This is a genomic window from Streptomyces sp. NPDC025651, from assembly GCF_055558735.1.
This window is the reverse complement of the sequence record NZ_JBVHLZ010000006.1, coordinates 547,865-562,420: the sequence shown is the minus strand read 5'-3', so window position 1 is coordinate 562,420 and position 14,556 is coordinate 547,865. Positions and strand designations below refer to the sequence as shown.

Below are 14,556 nucleotides of genomic sequence, written 5' to 3'. Positions count from 1 at the left end.
GCGACGATCTCCAGTCCCGAGTCCCGCGCGGCCGCCGCGCGGAAGACGTTGCGTCCGATACGCCCGAAGCCGTTGATGCCGATACGCGTGGTCATAGATGCATTCCTCGCCTTGCGCTACTGACGTGGGTCGACGCGCCGTTGCGCCATGGAGGTCCGGTGCGGCCCGCGTACCGCAGCGAGGCGCTGACCACCAATGCGTCAAGGAGCTTATATAAGTGCGCGCTATTTTTCTAGGGTGACCACTTCGCAGACCAACGGCCCGCGGGACCACTTGGACGTGAGTGCCCTGACCACGGCAATCGAGAACTTCAACCGCTTCTACATTCGCCTGCCCGCGTTGCAGGCGCTGTCGTTCACGACGCTGTCCGTGCTGGACACTTTGACCTCCCGCGGCCCGACGCGACTCACCAAACTCGCCAGGACCGAACAGATCAGCCAGCCGGGACTCACCCAGCTGGTCGCGCGACTTGAACGCGACGGGTTCGTGGAACGCCGCCCCGATCCGACGGACGGACGCGCCACGCTCGTGCACATCACCGAGGCGGGCCGACAGGTCGGCAGGTCCCGTCTCGAGGACCGGACCCGCCGTCTGCTTCCGCTCGTCGCCCGGCTGACGCCCGAGGAGCAGCGGGCGATCACCGAGGCGCTTCCCGCGCTCTCACGCCTCGCGGAACTCGGCGATCTGGCCCGGCCGTAGGCGCGGGAACCCGGCCGGCGTCGCCAAGTGCCGCCACCACGGCGGATTCTCAGCGGTGCTCAGGATTGGGGAAGTCGTCGCGGCATCCGGCATCCCACGCGGAGCGCTGGTTGCCGTGGGCCGGGATGCCGCCCGCTTGTTTCAGGAGCGCCGCCAGGTGCATCAGGTTCCAGGTCATGAAGGCGGTGTTGCGGTTGGTGAAGTCGTTCTCGGGGCCGCCGGAGCCGGGGTCCAGATAGGAGGGGCCGGGGCCCGCCTCGCCGATCCAGCCGGCGTCCGCCTGCGGCGGGATGGTGTAGCCGAGGTGCTGGAGGCTGTAGAGGACATTCATCGCGCAGTGCTTGACGCCGTCCTCGTTGCCGGTGATCAGGCAGCCGCCCACGCGGCCGTAATAGGCGTACTGCCCCTGGCTGTTGAGGATGCTGGAACAGGCGTAGAGCCGCTCGACGACCCGCTTCATGACCGAGCTGTTGTCGCCGAGCCAGATCGGCCCGCACAGCACGAGGACGTCGGCGGCCATGACCTTCTCGTACAGCGCGGGCCAGGCGTCGGACGGCCAGCCGTGCTCGGTCATGTCGGGCCAGACGCCCGTCGCGATGTCGTGGTCGACGGCGCGGATCAGCTCGGTCGTCACGCCGTTCCTCTCCATGAGGAGACGGCTCTTGTCGATCAGGCCCTCGGTGTTGCTCGTCTCCGGGGAGCGCTTGAGCGTGCAGTTGACGTAGAGCGCGCTGAGCTCGTCGTAGCGGTACGCGGTCGTGGCCTGCGTCGCGTTCGTGGTCTCGGACATGGGCAGCCGCCTCACGGGGGTGGGAGTACGTCACCACCAGCCTGCGCGCGCGGGGCACCGCCGGATACCGCCGAGTCGGCGAAGGAGACGTCAGCCGAGCCGCACCGCGGTCGGCCACGCGATGTCGTCGACCGTCAGGAACGGCTCGTCGGCCACGGCCACCGGGGTCAGTCCGGTGAACGCCAGAACGTCCCGATGCAGATGGGACTGGTCGAAGTAGCCGCTGTCCGCCGCGACTTCGGCCACGGCCTCGCCCGCGACGAGACGGTGGGCGGCGTGGTCGAAGCGGACCAGCTTCGCGGCCTGCTTGGGCGGCATGCCGATCTGCGCGTGGAACCGGGACCACAGGCGCTTGCGGCTCCAGCCGACCTCGGCCGCGAGCCGGTCGATCCGGACGAGACCACGGCCGGCGACGATCCGGCGCCAGGCACGGGCGACCTCCGGGTCCACCGACGACCGCGCGGCGCGGCGGCGCGCGAGCAGCGCGTCCGTCAGCGCGAAGCGGCCCTCCCACGAGGAGATGCCGCTCAGTTGCTCGCGGATCCGTGACACCTCCCGGCCCCACAGGTCGTCGAGGGTCACCCCGCCACCGGCCAGGTCGGCCGGCCAGATGCCGAGGACCGCGCGCGCGACCAGCGGCGACAGCCGCACCTGCACGCACTCGACGCGCTCGCCCCACGCCCGGACAGCGCCTCCGGACCCGAAACCCGGCCCGGCGACGAGACTGCCCCGATACCGGCGACCGGCGCCGTCGTCCACGCCGGACAGGCTCGCCCCGAACTCCAGGTACAGCGTCACGGCCGGGTGGGGGACCACCCGGAGGCTGCCCGCCAGCGGGCCGGGGACGGAGAACCCGGCCATGTCCACACCGGGCGCGAGAGCGGACCGCGGCGGACGCACGACGTCCCACGCGGCCGGATCGACCCGCTCGCCGACAATGGCCCTCATCGCTCCAGGCTAGGCGGGAGCACTCCTCGCCAGGAGGGAACATTCGTCCAAGACGGCGGCGTACGACGGCCACGACAGTGGGCCCATGACTCCTTCCGACGGACAACTCCACGTGAACCACGGCGCCGAAGCAACCGAGCACGCGCTCCTTCCTCTCGACGTCGGCGACATCCACGTATGCCAGGACGGCCCCCGCGACGCACCCGCGCTCCTGCTCGTCCACGGCTCCGCGTCCTCCGCCCGCTCGTGGGACGCGCTGGTCCCGCTGCTGACCGCGGCCCATCACGTCATCCGCGTCGACCTGCTCGGGCACGGCCGCTCGTCCGCACCGGCCGGCCGCGGCTACGAGACCCCCGAGCAGGGACGCACGGTCGGCACGGTCCTGGACCGGCTCGGTGTCCGGCACGTCATCGCCGTCGGCCACTCCAGCGGAGGCTATGCTGCCACCGCCCTCGCCGAGCAACGCCCGGACCTGGTGACCGCGCTCGCGCTCATCGGCACCGGCCCCTCCCTGGACGCCTTCATCGCCCCCGAGTCCGCGGCGACCGGCCCCGCGCAGTGGCCGCCCACCGACGAGCAGATCCGCACGCTCGCGAGCACCGGATTCCGGCCGGGCCACCCCCTGCCGCAGGACCTCGTCGACGACCTGCGCGCCATGCCGCACCACGCGTTCACCGCGGCCATGCGGGCGGCCACCGCCTATCTGCGCGAACTCGCGCTCCCGGACCGCCTGAGGACACTCGGCAAGCCGCTCCAGGTGGTCTTCGGCGAACTGGACGGCAGGTGGCGGCCCTCGTCCGCCGCGGACTACCGCGTGGTCCCCGGCGCGCGGGTCGAGTGGCTGTCCGGTGCCGGACACACGCCCATCCTGGAGGAACCGGAGCGCACCGCGGCCCTCCTGCTGGCCTTCACCCGGGCCCTGAACGCCGCCTGACGCTCCGGGAGTTCGCTCACCACAGGCCGCGCGCGAGCGCCACCGCCGCGTCCGTCGCCGGATGGGGGTCCTCGCGGTGCCAGACGAGACGGACGGGGACCGGCGGCGCGTCGCGCAGCGGGCGGTAGACGATGCCGACGCGGCGGTACTGGGTCGCGGTGGCCTGCGGGGTGACGCCGACGCAGCGGCCCGTGGCGATGGAGGCGAGCCAGTCGTCGACGTCGTGGGTGTGCTCCACCACGGGGCGCGCCCCCTCGGGCCACAGCTCCACGGAGGTGGTACCGGTGCGGCGGTCCACGACGACGGTCCGCTCGCGGACCTCCGCCAGCGGGACACTGCGGCGCCGCGCCCACGGGTCGTCCGCGGCCAGCGCTATGCAGCGCCGCTCGTGGCCGACGAGGGCGTGGGCGTAGCGGCGCGTGTCGATCGCGCCGCGCACCACGGCCAGGTCGCACCGTCCCTCGGCGAGCCCGCCGGTAGGGGTGTTGTGGCGGATCAGATGGAGCTCGACGTCGGGGTGCAGGGCGTGCCAGCGGCGCTGGAACTCCGCGGTGTGGCGGCCGAGCGCGGACCACGCGTGGCCGAGGCGCAGCCGGGTGTGGCCGACGGCGGCCTCTCTCACCAGCGCCTCCGCCTCCGCGAGGACGCGCCGGGCGCGGGCGAGCACCTGCACACCGGCCGTGGTCGGCGTGACCGTGCGGCTGGTGCGGTGCAGGAGCCGTACGCCGAGGGCCTGTTCGAGGGCGAGCAGCGTACGGGAGACCGATGCCTGGGAGACACCCAGTTCGATCGCGGCGTCGGTGAAGCTGCCGTACTCGACGATCGCGATCAGGCAGCGCAGGTGCCGGAGTTCCAGCTCCGCTCGTCCGTCCATGCGCCGAGCGTATAGGTGGGGCGTCGGATGCATTTTGCGCATGCGGCCGGGGCGCGGAGTCTCGTGCCATGGCAGTCGACACGCGTGTGGAGCAGGTGAGTTCGGGCCGCCGGTCGGGGACGGCACTGATGCTGGGCAGCGGCCTGTCCAATCAGGTGGGGGCGTCCGTGGCCGCGCTCGCCTTCCCCGTCCTTGGCCCCGTGGGCGTGGTGGCGGTGCGCCAGTGGGTGGCCGCGCTCGTCCTGACGGGCGCGGGCAGGCCGCGCCTTCGGACGTTCACCGCGGCGCAGTGGCGGCCGGTCCTCGCCCTCGCCGTGGTGTTCGCGACGATGAACCTCTCCCTGTACACCGCGATCGACCGGATCGGGCTCGGCCTCGCCGTCACGCTGGAGTTCCTCGGCCCGCTCACCGTGGCCCTGGCCGCCTCGCGCCGCCGCGCCGACCTGCTCTGCGCGCTCGCCGCCGCCGGGGCGGTGGTCGTCCTGACCCGCCCGGGACCGAGCACCGACTACCTCGGCATCGGCCTCGCACTGCTCGCCGCCCTCTGCTGGGCCTGCTACATCCTGCTGAACCGCACTGTGGGCGAGCGGCTGCCCGGCGTGCAGGGCTCGGCAGCGGCGGCGGCCGTCTCCGGGCTCCTCTACGTTCCCGTGGGCATCGCCGTGCTGTACGCGGGGCGACCCACCGCAGCGGCCCTGTGGTGCGCGTTCGCCGCCGGAGTGCTCTCCTCCGCCGTGCCGTTCCTCGCCGACCTGCTGGCGCTGCGCCGGATCCCCGCCGCGCACTTCGGGATCTTCATGAGCGTCAATCCGGTGTTCGCCGCGCTGGTCGGCCTGGTGGTCCTCGGCCAGCGGCTCGACGCGGCCTCGTGGCTCGCCGTCACGGTCATCGTCACCGCCAACGCCGTCGCGGCGGGCACGGCCACGGGCCGGCCCGCCGTCGGCGCGGGGATCAGGACCCGACGTACGCGGCGAGATGCTCGCCCGTGAGGGTGGAGCGGGCGGCGACCAGGTCGGCGGGGGTGCCCTCGAAGACGATCCGGCCGCCGTCGTGCCCCGCGCCGGGGCCGAGGTCGATGATCCAGTCCGCGTGCGCCATGACCGCCTGGTGGTGCTCGACGACGATGACGGACTTGCCGGAGTCGACGAGCCGGTCGAGCAGGCCGAGGAGCTGCTCGACGTCGGCGAGGTGGAGGCCGGTGGTCGGCTCGTCGAGGATGTAGACGCCGCCGTTCTCTGCCATGTGGGTGGCCAGCTTGAGGCGCTGGCGCTCGCCGCCGGAGAGGGTGGTCAGCGGCTGGCCGATGGTGAGGTAGCCGAGCCCGACGTCGACGAGCCGCTGGAGGATCTTGTGCGCGGCCGGCGTCCGCGCCTCGCCGCCGCCGAAGAACTCCTCGGCCTCGGCCACCGACATCGCGAGCACCTCGCTGATGTCGCGGCCGCCGAGGCGGTACTCCAGGACCGACGCGTCGAACCGCTTGCCCTCGCAGTCCTCGCAGGTGGTGGCCTCGCCCGCCATGATCACCAGGTCGCTGTAGATGACGCCCGCGCCGTTGCAGGTGGGGCAGGCGCCCTCGGAGTTGGCGCTGAACAGCGCCGGCTTGACGCCGTTGGCCTTCGCGAACGCCTTGCGGATCGGGTCGAGCAGCCCGGTGTACGTCGCGGGGTTGCTGCGCCGCGAGCCGCGGATCGGGCTCTGGTCGATGGAGACCACCCCCTCGGCCCCGGCCTGCTCGGGCATCGAGCCGTGCACGAGCGAGCTCTTGCCGGAGCCCGCGACACCGGTGATGACGGTGAGCACGCCGAGCGGGATGTCGACGTCGACGTCGCGCAGGTTGTTCGCCGTCGCGCCGCGGATCTCCAGGGCGCCGGTGGGCTCGCGCACCGCGTCCTTGACGGCGGCCCGGTCGTCCAGGTGGCGCCCGGTGACCGAGTCGCTCGCCTGGAGCCCCTCGACGGTGCCTTCGAAACAGACGGTGCCGCCCGCTGCACCGGCGCCGGGACCGAGGTCGACGACGTGGTCGGCGATGGCGATGACCTCGGGCTTGTGCTCCACGACGAGCACCGTGTTGCCCTTGTCTCGCAGCTGCAGCAGCAGGTCGTTCATGCGCTGGATGTCGTGCGGGTGCAGGCCCGCAGTGGGCTCGTCGAAGACGTACGTGACATCGGTGAGCGAGGAGCCGAGGTGGCGGATCATCTTGACGCGCTGCGCCTCGCCGCCGGACAGCGTGCCCGACGCTCGGTTCAGCGAGAGATAGCCGAGCCCGATCTCCACGAACGAGTCGAGGGTCTGCTGCAGCGCGGTGAGCAGCGGGGCCACCGAAGGGTCCTTGACGCCGCGGACCCACTCCGCGAGATCCCTGATCTCCATCGAGCAGGCGTCGGCGATGCTCTTCCGCTTGATCTTCGAGGACCGGGCGCCCTCGCTGAGCCGGGTGCCCTCGCACTCGGGACAGGTGGTGAAGGTGACCGCCCGCTCCACGAAGGCCCGGATGTGCGGCTGCATCGCCTCCTTGTCCTTGGACAGGAACGACTTCTGGATCTTGGGGATCAGGCCTTCGTAGGTGAGGTTGACGCCGTTGACCTTCACCTTGGTCGGCTCGCGGTAGAGGAAGTCCTGCATCTCCTTCTTCGTGAACCTGCGGATCGGCTTGTTCGGGTCGAGGAAGCCCGACTCGGCGTAGATCCCCACGGTCCACACGTTGTCCGACTTCCAGCCGGGGATCGTGAAGGCGCCCTCGGCGATCGACTTGGAGTCGTCGTAGAGCTCGGTGAGGTCGATGTCGGAGACCGTGCCGCGGCCCTCGCAGTGCGTGCACATGCCGCCGACCCGGTTGAAGGTCGCCTTGACGGTCTTCGTCTTGGCGGCGCCGCGGTCGACGGTGATGCCGCCGCTCGCCCGGACCGTCGCGGTGTTGAAGGAGAACGCGCTGGGCGGGCCGACGTAGGGCTTGCCGATCCGGCTGAACAGGATGCGCAGCATCGCGTCGGCGTCGGTGGCGGTGCCGACCGTGGAGCGGGGGTCGCCGCCCATCCGCTGCTGGTCGACGGTGATCGCGGTCGTCAGGCCGTCCAGGACATCGACCTCGGGACGCGCCATGTTCGGCATGAAGCCCTGCACGAAGGTGCTGTACGTCTCGTTGATCAGCCGCTTGGACTCCGCGGCGATCGTGTCGAACACCAGGGAGCTCTTGCCGGAGCCGGAGACGCCCGTGAACACCGTCAGACGGCGCTTCGGGATCTCGATGCTGACGTCCTTGAGGTTGTTCTCGCGCGCGCCGTGCACGCGGATCATGTCGTGGCTGTCGGCGGCGTGCGGCGCAGGCGACTGCGTACTCGTTCTCTTGGCCATGCTCATCACGTCTCCATCTGTATCCACGGCCGGATCCACGGCCGGAAAACGACCGTGCAGTCACGCTAGAGGCGACCCGGGTGCGGGCGCTTCTCGAATCCTGATCGAATCCGGATCCCATCCTGCTCGATGCGGCCGCCGACGGGGCGCGACCGTGCCTGGTGCCCGCGGGGAAACCTGGCCACACTGGGCCCTCAGGACGTCAGGAGGTGGTCGCGCCATGCCCGAGCACACGCCCGAGCACACGCCCGCGCCCGAGGCCGACCCCGGTCTCTTCGGACCGGCATCGGTGACCTGGCAGGCCCACTCCGACCCCATCATGTGGGTGGCCGGGATCCGCGCCCTCTACTTCCAGGCCCTGCACCCCCGCGCGGTCCGCGGCGTCATGGAGAACTCCGACTTCCGCAAGGACGCCTGGGGCCGTCTGATGCGCACGGCCAACTTCGTCGGCACCACCACGTACGGCACCACCGAGGCCGCCGAGAAGGCAGGGGCCCGCGTACGCAGGATCCACACGATGCTCAAGGCCACCGACCCGGAGACCGGCGAGCGCTACGGCGTGGACGAGCCCGAGCTGCTCCTGTGGGTGCACTGCGCGGAGATCGATTCGTACCTGCACGTCGCACGCCGCTCGGGGCTTCCCTTCACCGACGCCCTGGCCGACCGGTACGTCGCCGAGCACCGCCAGAGCGCCCGCCTGGTCGGCCTCGACCCCGCCGGCGTCCCCGCCTCCACCGCCGAACTCGCCGCGTACTTCGAGAAGGTGCGGCCCGCACTCGCCGTGGGCGCCGACGCCCGCGCCGTCGACGACTTCCTGCAACGCCCCCCGACGCACCCCCTGCTCGTCCCGGCGCGCGCCCTGCTGTGGCGGCGCGTGGCCGATCTCGCGTACGCCTCGTTGCCGCCGTACGCCCACGAGTTGTACGGCAGGCCCGCCCCACCGCCCGCCACCGTCACGCGCCGCCTGGTCCTCACCGGCACCGTCCTGCGCCGCATCCCCGACCGTGTGCGCTGGCAACTTCCGCCCAAGCACGTCCTGCGCGCCATGGCCCGCCTCGGCCCCGGCAGCCGCCCGGCACCGTACAAACTCGACAGACGGAACGCCATACTGGACGGGCCGGGGAGGGCGCAGCGAAACAACGGGGGCGACAGCACGAGATGGCGGACACCAGGCTGATCCAGAGCCGCTACCGACTCCTGGATCTGATCGGGCGCGGCGGTATGGGCGAGGTGTGGCGGGCGCGTGACGAGTCGCTCGGCCGCCAGGTCGCCGTCAAGTGCCTCAAGCCGATGGGGCCCCAGCACGACCAGTCCTTCACGCGCGTGCTGCGCGAGCGCTTCCGGCGCGAGGCGCGCGTGGCCGCGGCGCTCCAGCACCGCGGCGTCACCGTCGTCCACGACTTCGGCGAGTACGAGGGCGTCCTGTACCTGGTGATGGAGCTCCTCGAAGGACGCAATCTCAGCCAGCTCCTGGAGGACAACAAACAGCATCCCCTGCCCGTCGCCGACGTCGTCGAGATCGCCGACCAGGTCGCCGCCGCCCTCGCCTACACCCATGAACAGGGCATCGTGCACCGGGACCTGAAGCCCGCGAACATCATGCGGCTCGCCGACGGCACAGTGAAGATCTGCGACTTCGGCATAGCCAGGCTCGGCGCCGACATCGGCTTCACCTCCCGCCTGACCGGTACGGGCATCGCGATGGGCACCCCGCACTACATGTCGCCCGAGCAGATCAGCGGCGACCCCGTCGACCAGCGCAGCGACCTGTACTCCTTCGGGTGCGTGCTCTACGAAATCGCCACCGGCGCCCCGCCGTTCGACCTGGAGGACGCCTGGGCGGTCCTCGTCGGGCACCGCGACACCGCGCCCGAGCCGCCGCGCAGGCGCCGCGGCGAACTGCCCGCCTACTTCGACCGGATCGTCCTCGACCTGCTCGCCAAGGAGCCGGGCGACCGGCCGCACGACGCACGGGAGTTGGGCCGCCGCATCGCCACCGGCCGCACCTCGTCCACGTACGTGCCCACCGTCGCCACGCCTCCCGTGCGCCCGGTGCGCGGTCCCGAACCGCTGCCGTCCCACGAGCCGCGCCTGCCCGCCTGGACCCGCGGCATGACCACCGGGCACAAGGCCAGCGGCGCGTCCGTGCTGCGCGCCACCCCGCCCGACGCGGCGGCGGGCCTGACCGGCGAGTGGATCCCCCGCACCGACGCGCGCCGCGCCGCCGCGCCCCGCGGGGCCGAACGGCCCACCCCGCCACCGGAAGTGGTCGCCACCCTCACCAGCAGGCACAACGCGGGGCTGAGCCTGGGGCGGCTCGGGCGGTGGGCCGAGGCGGGCGAGGTGCACCGCGCGGTCGCCGCCGAGCGCGAGCACGCCCTCGGCCCCGACCACCCCGACACGCTCGCCAGCCGCTACGAGGTCGGCTTCACGCTCAGCCGCACGGGCCGCGCCGCCGACGCCCTGCGCGAGTACGGCCGCGTCGCCCAGGGCCGCGAGCGCACGCTCGGCCCCGAGCACCCGGAGACGCTCGCCGCCCGCCAGGAGATGGCGTACGTGCTCGGCCAGCTCGGTCGGCACTTCGAGGCCCACCAGACGTACACCTCGGTGCTCGCCGTCCGTGAGCGCACCGCGGGCCCCGACCACCCGGACACGCTGCGCTGCCGCCACAACCTCGCCTACAACCTGAGCCGCCTCGGCCGCCTGGAGGACTCCTACCGGCTCGCGGAGGAGGTGGCGGCGGCCCGCGCGCGGGTCCTCGGCGCGACGCACCCCGACACGCTCGTCACGCGGTACGAAGTCGCCTACGCGCTCGGGCAGTTGGGGCGCTGGCCCGAGGCTCTGCAGACCTACCGCGAAGTCGCCGACGCGCGGGCACGGGCGCTCGGCGCGGACCACCCCGACACCCTCGCGGCCCGCTACGAGGTCGGCATCAGCCTCGGCAGGCTCGGCCGCAGCGGGGAGGCCCTGGAGCTGTACCGCGACCTGATCGAGGACCGCACGCGCGTGAACGGCCCCGCCGACCCCGAGACGCTGCGGGCCCGGCACGGCCTCGGCGTGAACCTCGGGCGGCAGGGCCGCTGGGAGGAGGCCCTCGCGGAGGCGCGGGACGTGTGCGCCATCCGCGAGCGCGTGCTCGGCCCCGACCACCCCGACACGCTGGTGAGCCGCCGCGAGGTCGCCGTCGGCCTCGGCTGGCTCGGCCGCTGGGCCGACGCCCTCACCGAGTACCGCAGGGTCGCCGCGGCCCGCGAACAGGTCCTCGGCGCCGACCACCCCGACGCCCTGGCCAGCCGCAACGACGAGGCGCACTGCCTGGAACAGCTGGGCCGCGGCACGGAGGCGGTCGAGCTGTACCGCAGGGTCGCGGCGCTGCGGCAGCGGCGGGCCGCCGGGGGCCACTGAAGCACCCACCGGGCCGAACCCCCGGGCGGAGCCGGTGACTCAGCGGCCGGTCGAGCCGTCGATCAGCTCGCGGAGGATGTCCGCGTGGCCCGCGTGGCGTCCGGTCTCCTCGATCATGTGGGTCAGGGCCCAGCGGACGCTGGGTGCCGGGCGCCCCGGGCGCGGTCGGGGGACCGGTGCGCCGAGGTCGGCGCAGCCGTCGAGGACGTCGTTCGCGCGCTCGACCGCCGCGCGGTAGCGGGCCACGACAGCGGCCACGCCGTCCGCCGGCGCCGCCTGGAACGTCGCCTGCCAGTCGGTGACGGTGTCCCCGAGGAACAGCGAACGCTCGACGTGGGTCAGGTGGTTGAGCAGGCCGAGCAGGTTCGTGCCCGAGGGCACCGCGGCCGTGCGGACCCGCGGCTCGGGGACGCCGTCCACCTTCGCGGCGACCGAGGCACGGAGGTAGTCGAGGAAGCCGCGCAGGACCTCGGTCTCGCTGCTTCCGGTGCGGGGCGGCGGGGTGTCGGGGCGCCGGCGGGGGCGCGTGGTGCCGGTCATGGGTGGTCGCCTTCCTTCGGCGGGAGCTGTCACTTCAGTGGGATGTCGTGTCAGTGGGAGGGCGCGTCAGCGGGGCCGTCAGGCGGTGCGGCGGACGAGGAGGACGTGGTCGGTGACCTCGGCGGTGCTCCCGTCCGGTCCCGTCGCCGTGCGGCGAGGTGTCCCGGCCCGCTCGACCGTCCAGGACGCCGGGTCGAGGCCGATGCCCGCGGCGACCTCCCGCGGGCCCGGGTAGCGGGTCCCGGGATCCTGGTCCCACGACCACGGCGCGGCCGAGCCGTGGTCGACGACCAGCAGCCGCCCGCCCGGCCGCAGCGCGTGCGCGGCCGAGCGCAGGACGGCCGACCGGTCCAGGTCCCAAGGGGTGTGCAGGTAATGGGCGTTGATCAGGTCGAAGCCGCCGGACGGGAAGGACGCGTGCAGGTCGTGCCGTACGACGGTGATCCGCTCGCCCAGACCGTGCGCGCGGGCGAGAGCGGTGAGCCGCTCGACCGCCACGCCCGAGATGTCGGTGGCGGTGACCCGCCACCCCTGTCCGGCGAGCCACAGGGCGTCACCGCCTTCGCCGCAGCCGAGGTCCAGCGCGTCGCCGGGCGCCAGGCCCGTCACCGTCTCGACCGTCTCGGTCAGGCGGGCGTTCGGCCGGGGGCTGTCGGCCGCGGGGCGCCCCGCGTACACGTCGTCCCAGAACGCGACCGCATCAGTGGTGCTCATCAAGTCTCCTCGTGTCGATGGTGCGTCGATGGGGTGCGAGTCTTGCCGGGGCCACCACGACCTGGCACGGAATCTTGCGGTAACCGCAAGATGGGCCCCATGGACCCCACGACGGACGACGACGTACTCGACGCGGTGGGCCCGCGGCTGCGCGCCCTGCGCCGTGACCGCGGCATCACCCTCGCCGACCTCGCGGCGACGACAGGCGTGTCGGAGAGCACGCTGTCCCGCCTGGAGAGCGGACTGCGCCGCCCGAGCCTGGAACTGCTGCTGCCGCTGGCCCGCATCTACGACGTACCGCTGGACGACCTCGTCGGCGCCCCGCGCACCGGCGACCCCCGGATCCACCTCAAGCCGATCCGACGGCACGGCATGACCTTCGTACCCCTGTCCCGGCGGCCCGGCGGGGTGCACGCCTTCAAGATGCTCATCCCCGCCCGGCCCAAGCCCCTCGAACCGACCCCGCAGACCCACGAGGGCTTCGAGTGGCTCTACGTCCTCGCAGGCCGCCTGCGGCTCGTGACCGGCGACCGAGAACTGGTGCTGCCACCCGGTCAGGCGGCCGAGTTCGACACGTCCCTGCCGCACTGGCTGGGCAGCGCCGACGGCGGCGCGGTCGAGCTGCTCATCCTGTTCGGCCCGCAGGGGCTGCGCGCACACGTGCGCACCGACCCCGGGCGGCCGTCGAGTTCAAAGCCTCCCGGCTCCGGGCCACCGTGCTAGGAAGAGGCATGCCTGATCGTGATGCGTACGACGCCGTCATCGTCGGCGGTGGTCACAACGGTCTTGTCGCCGCCGCCTATCTCGCCCGCGCCGGACGGTCCGTGCTGCTCCTCGAGCGGCTCCCCGGCACCGGCGGCGCCGCCGTCTCCTCCCGGCCCTTCGCCGGGGTCGACGCGCGGCTCTCCCGCTACTCGTACCTGGTCAGCCTCCTCCCCAAGAAGATCGTCCGGGATCTCGACCTGGACTTCAGGGTGCGCACCCGCACCGTCTCCTCCTACACGCCCACCGAACGCGAAGGACGACCCACCGGCCTGCTCGTCGGCGGCGGCGAGGCCCGCACCCGGCAGGCCTTCGCCAAGCTCACCGGCGACCACCGCGCCTACGAGGCGTGGCGTGCCTTCTACGCCATGACGGGACAGGTCGCGCGCCGCGTCTTCCCCACCCTGACCGAACCCCTGCCCACCCGCACCGAACTGCGCGCCCGCGTCGACGACGACACCGCCTGGCGCACCCTCTTCGAGGAGCCGATCGGCGCCGCCGTCGAGGAGCGCTTCGACGACGACCTGGTGCGCGGCGTCGTCCTGACCGACGCGCTCATCGGCACGTTCGCCGACGCCAACGACCCGTCCCTGCGCCAGAACCGCTGCTTCCTCTACCACGTCATCGGCGGCGGCACCGGCGACTGGAACGTGCCCGTCGGCGGCATGGGCGCCCTCACCTCGGCCATCGCCGACGCCGCGCGGGCGGCGGGCGCCACCCTGCGCACCGGGTGCGAGGCCACGCGGATCGCCACCGACGGGCGGCGCGCCGAGGTGACGTACGCGTCGCGGGACGGCGAGCGCACCGTCGCCGCGGACCACGTCCTGGTCAACGCCTCGCCGCAGGCCCTCGCCGCGCTGCTCGGCGACGCGCCGCCCCCGCCCGCCGAAGGCGCACAGCTGAAGGTCAACATGCTGCTCAAGCGGTTGCCGAGGCTGCGCGACACCTCCGTCGACCCGCGCGAGGCCTTCGCCGGGACCTTCCACATCGCCGAGGGGTACGAGGAGTTGGCGACCGCGTACGCCCAGGCGGCCGCCGGGTCGCTGCCCTCCGCGCCGCCATCGGAGATCTACTGCCACTCGCTCACCGACCCGACGATCCTCGCCCCCGACCTGGTGGAGCGCGGCTACCAGACCCTCACGCTCTTCGGACTGCACACCCCCGCACGGCTGTTCGTCCGCGACAACGACGCCGCCCGCGCCGAACTCCTGAAGTCCACCCTCGCCCAGCTCGACGCGCACCTCGCCGAGCCGATCGCCGACTGCCTGGCCCTCGACGCCGAGGGCCGCCCCTGCGTCGAGGCGAGGACCCCGCTCGACCTGGAGCGGGACCTGCGGCTGCCCGGCGGCAACATCTTCCACCGCGACCTCGCCTTCCCCTACGCGCAGGAGGACACCGGGCGTTGGGGCGTGGAGACCCGGCACGCGAACGTCCTGCTGTGCGGGGCGGGAGCCGTGCGCGGCGGCGGGGTCAGCGGCATCCCGGGGCACAACGCGGCCATGGCCGCGCTGGGGGTTTAGCCGCTGGTGTACGGTCGGA

14 protein-coding genes are annotated in these 14,556 nt (G+C 72.9%); 7 read left to right on the top strand and 7 right to left on the bottom strand.

What is annotated here, in order from left to right; translation table 11 throughout:
* A partial coding sequence (locus ACZ4D5_RS24170; protein WP_467774488.1) for a glyceraldehyde 3-phosphate dehydrogenase NAD-binding domain-containing protein occupies positions 1–95 on the bottom strand: 95 nt, incomplete at its 3' end.
* A gap of 142 nt (positions 96–237) precedes the next feature.
* Between ACZ4D5_RS24170 and ACZ4D5_RS24165 the strand changes: the two genes are divergently transcribed.
* A complete protein-coding gene (locus tag ACZ4D5_RS24165) occupies positions 238–699 on the top strand; it encodes a MarR family winged helix-turn-helix transcriptional regulator (protein ID WP_467774466.1) in 462 nt (153 codons plus the stop codon).
* Between the two features lie 49 nt (positions 700–748).
* Here the strand turns inward: ACZ4D5_RS24165 and ACZ4D5_RS24160 are convergent, their stop codons facing one another.
* Positions 749–1,489 carry a flavodoxin family protein gene (locus tag ACZ4D5_RS24160; RefSeq protein WP_467774465.1) on the bottom strand — a complete coding sequence of 247 codons (741 nt, stop codon included), beginning with the start codon at positions 1,487–1,489 and terminating at the stop codon, positions 749–751.
* Positions 1,490–1,579: 90 nt separating this feature from the next.
* The gene (locus ACZ4D5_RS24155) at positions 1,580–2,437 is read right to left on the bottom strand and encodes an AraC family transcriptional regulator (RefSeq protein WP_467774464.1); all 858 of its coding nucleotides are present in this window, start codon (positions 2,435–2,437) and stop codon (positions 1,580–1,582) included.
* Between the two features lie 85 nt (positions 2,438–2,522).
* Here ACZ4D5_RS24155 and ACZ4D5_RS24150 point away from each other — a divergent pair, with 85 nt between their 5' ends.
* On the top strand, positions 2,523–3,371 hold the full coding sequence (locus ACZ4D5_RS24150; RefSeq protein ID WP_467774463.1) for an alpha/beta fold hydrolase: 849 nt from the start codon (positions 2,523–2,525) through the stop codon (positions 3,369–3,371).
* A gap of 16 nt (positions 3,372–3,387) precedes the next feature.
* Here the strand turns inward: ACZ4D5_RS24150 and ACZ4D5_RS24145 are convergent, their stop codons facing one another.
* Positions 3,388–4,245 carry a LysR family transcriptional regulator gene (locus tag ACZ4D5_RS24145; protein ID WP_467774462.1) on the bottom strand — a complete coding sequence of 286 codons (858 nt, stop codon included), beginning with the start codon at positions 4,243–4,245 and terminating at the stop codon, positions 3,388–3,390.
* A gap of 128 nt (positions 4,246–4,373) precedes the next feature.
* On the opposite strand from ACZ4D5_RS24145, the gene ACZ4D5_RS24140 reads away from it, so the two are divergent.
* The gene (locus ACZ4D5_RS24140) at positions 4,374–5,234 is read left to right on the top strand and encodes an EamA family transporter (RefSeq protein ID WP_467774487.1); all 861 of its coding nucleotides are present in this window, start codon (positions 4,374–4,376) and stop codon (positions 5,232–5,234) included.
* Here ACZ4D5_RS24140 and ACZ4D5_RS24135 read toward each other — a convergent pair.
* Positions 5,197–7,602 (bottom strand): ATP-binding cassette domain-containing protein, encoded by a 2,406-nt coding sequence (locus tag ACZ4D5_RS24135; protein WP_467774461.1) that lies wholly within the window; start codon positions 7,600–7,602, stop codon positions 5,197–5,199. The genes ACZ4D5_RS24140 and ACZ4D5_RS24135 overlap by 38 nt on opposite strands.
* 214 nt (positions 7,603–7,816) lie before the next feature.
* Between ACZ4D5_RS24135 and ACZ4D5_RS24130 the strand changes: the two genes are divergently transcribed.
* Together ACZ4D5_RS24130 and ACZ4D5_RS24125 are read left to right on the top strand one after the other, a co-directional pair.
* Positions 7,817–8,773 (top strand): oxygenase MpaB family protein, encoded by a 957-nt coding sequence (locus ACZ4D5_RS24130; RefSeq protein WP_467774460.1) that lies wholly within the window; start codon positions 7,817–7,819, stop codon positions 8,771–8,773.
* Complete coding sequence (locus ACZ4D5_RS24125) at positions 8,755–11,001, top strand: serine/threonine-protein kinase (RefSeq protein WP_467774459.1); 2,247 nt, start codon at positions 8,755–8,757, stop codon at positions 10,999–11,001. Before ACZ4D5_RS24130 ends, ACZ4D5_RS24125 begins: the two co-directional genes overlap by 19 nt.
* Before the next feature lie 39 nt (positions 11,002–11,040).
* Here ACZ4D5_RS24125 and ACZ4D5_RS24120 read toward each other — a convergent pair whose 3' ends face one another.
* Together ACZ4D5_RS24120 and ACZ4D5_RS24115 are read right to left on the bottom strand one after the other, a co-directional pair.
* Entirely contained in the window at positions 11,041–11,541 is a 501-nt protein-coding gene (locus ACZ4D5_RS24120; RefSeq protein WP_467774458.1) for a DinB family protein, read from the bottom strand.
* Positions 11,542–11,619: 78 nt separating this feature from the next.
* Positions 11,620–12,255, bottom strand: coding sequence for a class I SAM-dependent methyltransferase (locus tag ACZ4D5_RS24115; RefSeq protein WP_467774457.1), 636 nt, complete (start codon positions 12,253–12,255; stop codon positions 11,620–11,622).
* A 99-nt stretch (positions 12,256–12,354) separates the two neighbouring features.
* Between ACZ4D5_RS24115 and ACZ4D5_RS24110 the strand changes: the two genes are divergently transcribed.
* Both ACZ4D5_RS24110 and ACZ4D5_RS24105 read left to right on the top strand, forming a co-directional pair.
* Entirely contained in the window at positions 12,355–12,978 is a 624-nt protein-coding gene (locus ACZ4D5_RS24110) for a helix-turn-helix domain-containing protein (protein WP_467774456.1), read from the top strand.
* 8 nt (positions 12,979–12,986) lie between these two features.
* Positions 12,987–14,537, top strand: a complete 1,551-nt coding sequence (locus ACZ4D5_RS24105) for a phytoene desaturase family protein (protein WP_467774455.1) — start codon at positions 12,987–12,989, stop codon at positions 14,535–14,537.
* The last annotated feature ends 19 nt before the right edge of the window (positions 14,538–14,556 follow it).

Excerpts from the sequence above, each read along its gene's own strand:
- ACZ4D5_RS24160 (WP_467774465.1), bottom strand. The coding sequence starts at position 1,489 with ATGTCCGAGACCACGAACGCGACGCAGGCCACGACCGCGTACCGCTAC.
- ACZ4D5_RS24155 (WP_467774464.1), bottom strand. The coding sequence starts at position 2,437 with ATGAGGGCCATTGTCGGCGAGCGGGTCGATCCGGCCGCGTGGGACGTC.
- ACZ4D5_RS24150 (WP_467774463.1), top strand. The coding sequence starts at position 2,523 with ATGACTCCTTCCGACGGACAACTCCACGTGAACCACGGCGCCGAAGCA.
- ACZ4D5_RS24145 (WP_467774462.1), bottom strand. The coding sequence starts at position 4,245 with ATGGACGGACGAGCGGAGCTGGAACTCCGGCACCTGCGCTGCCTGATC.
- ACZ4D5_RS24140 (WP_467774487.1), top strand. The coding sequence starts at position 4,374 with ATGCTGGGCAGCGGCCTGTCCAATCAGGTGGGGGCGTCCGTGGCCGCG.
- ACZ4D5_RS24135 (WP_467774461.1), bottom strand. The coding sequence starts at position 7,602 with ATGAGCATGGCCAAGAGAACGAGTACGCAGTCGCCTGCGCCGCACGCC.
- ACZ4D5_RS24130 (WP_467774460.1), top strand. The coding sequence starts at position 7,817 with ATGCCCGAGCACACGCCCGAGCACACGCCCGCGCCCGAGGCCGACCCC.
- ACZ4D5_RS24125 (WP_467774459.1), top strand. The coding sequence starts at position 8,755 with ATGGCGGACACCAGGCTGATCCAGAGCCGCTACCGACTCCTGGATCTG.
- ACZ4D5_RS24120 (WP_467774458.1), bottom strand. The coding sequence starts at position 11,541 with ATGACCGGCACCACGCGCCCCCGCCGGCGCCCCGACACCCCGCCGCCC.
- ACZ4D5_RS24115 (WP_467774457.1), bottom strand. The coding sequence starts at position 12,255 with ATGAGCACCACTGATGCGGTCGCGTTCTGGGACGACGTGTACGCGGGG.
- ACZ4D5_RS24110 (WP_467774456.1), top strand. The coding sequence starts at position 12,355 with ATGGACCCCACGACGGACGACGACGTACTCGACGCGGTGGGCCCGCGG.
- ACZ4D5_RS24105 (WP_467774455.1), top strand. The coding sequence starts at position 12,987 with ATGCCTGATCGTGATGCGTACGACGCCGTCATCGTCGGCGGTGGTCAC.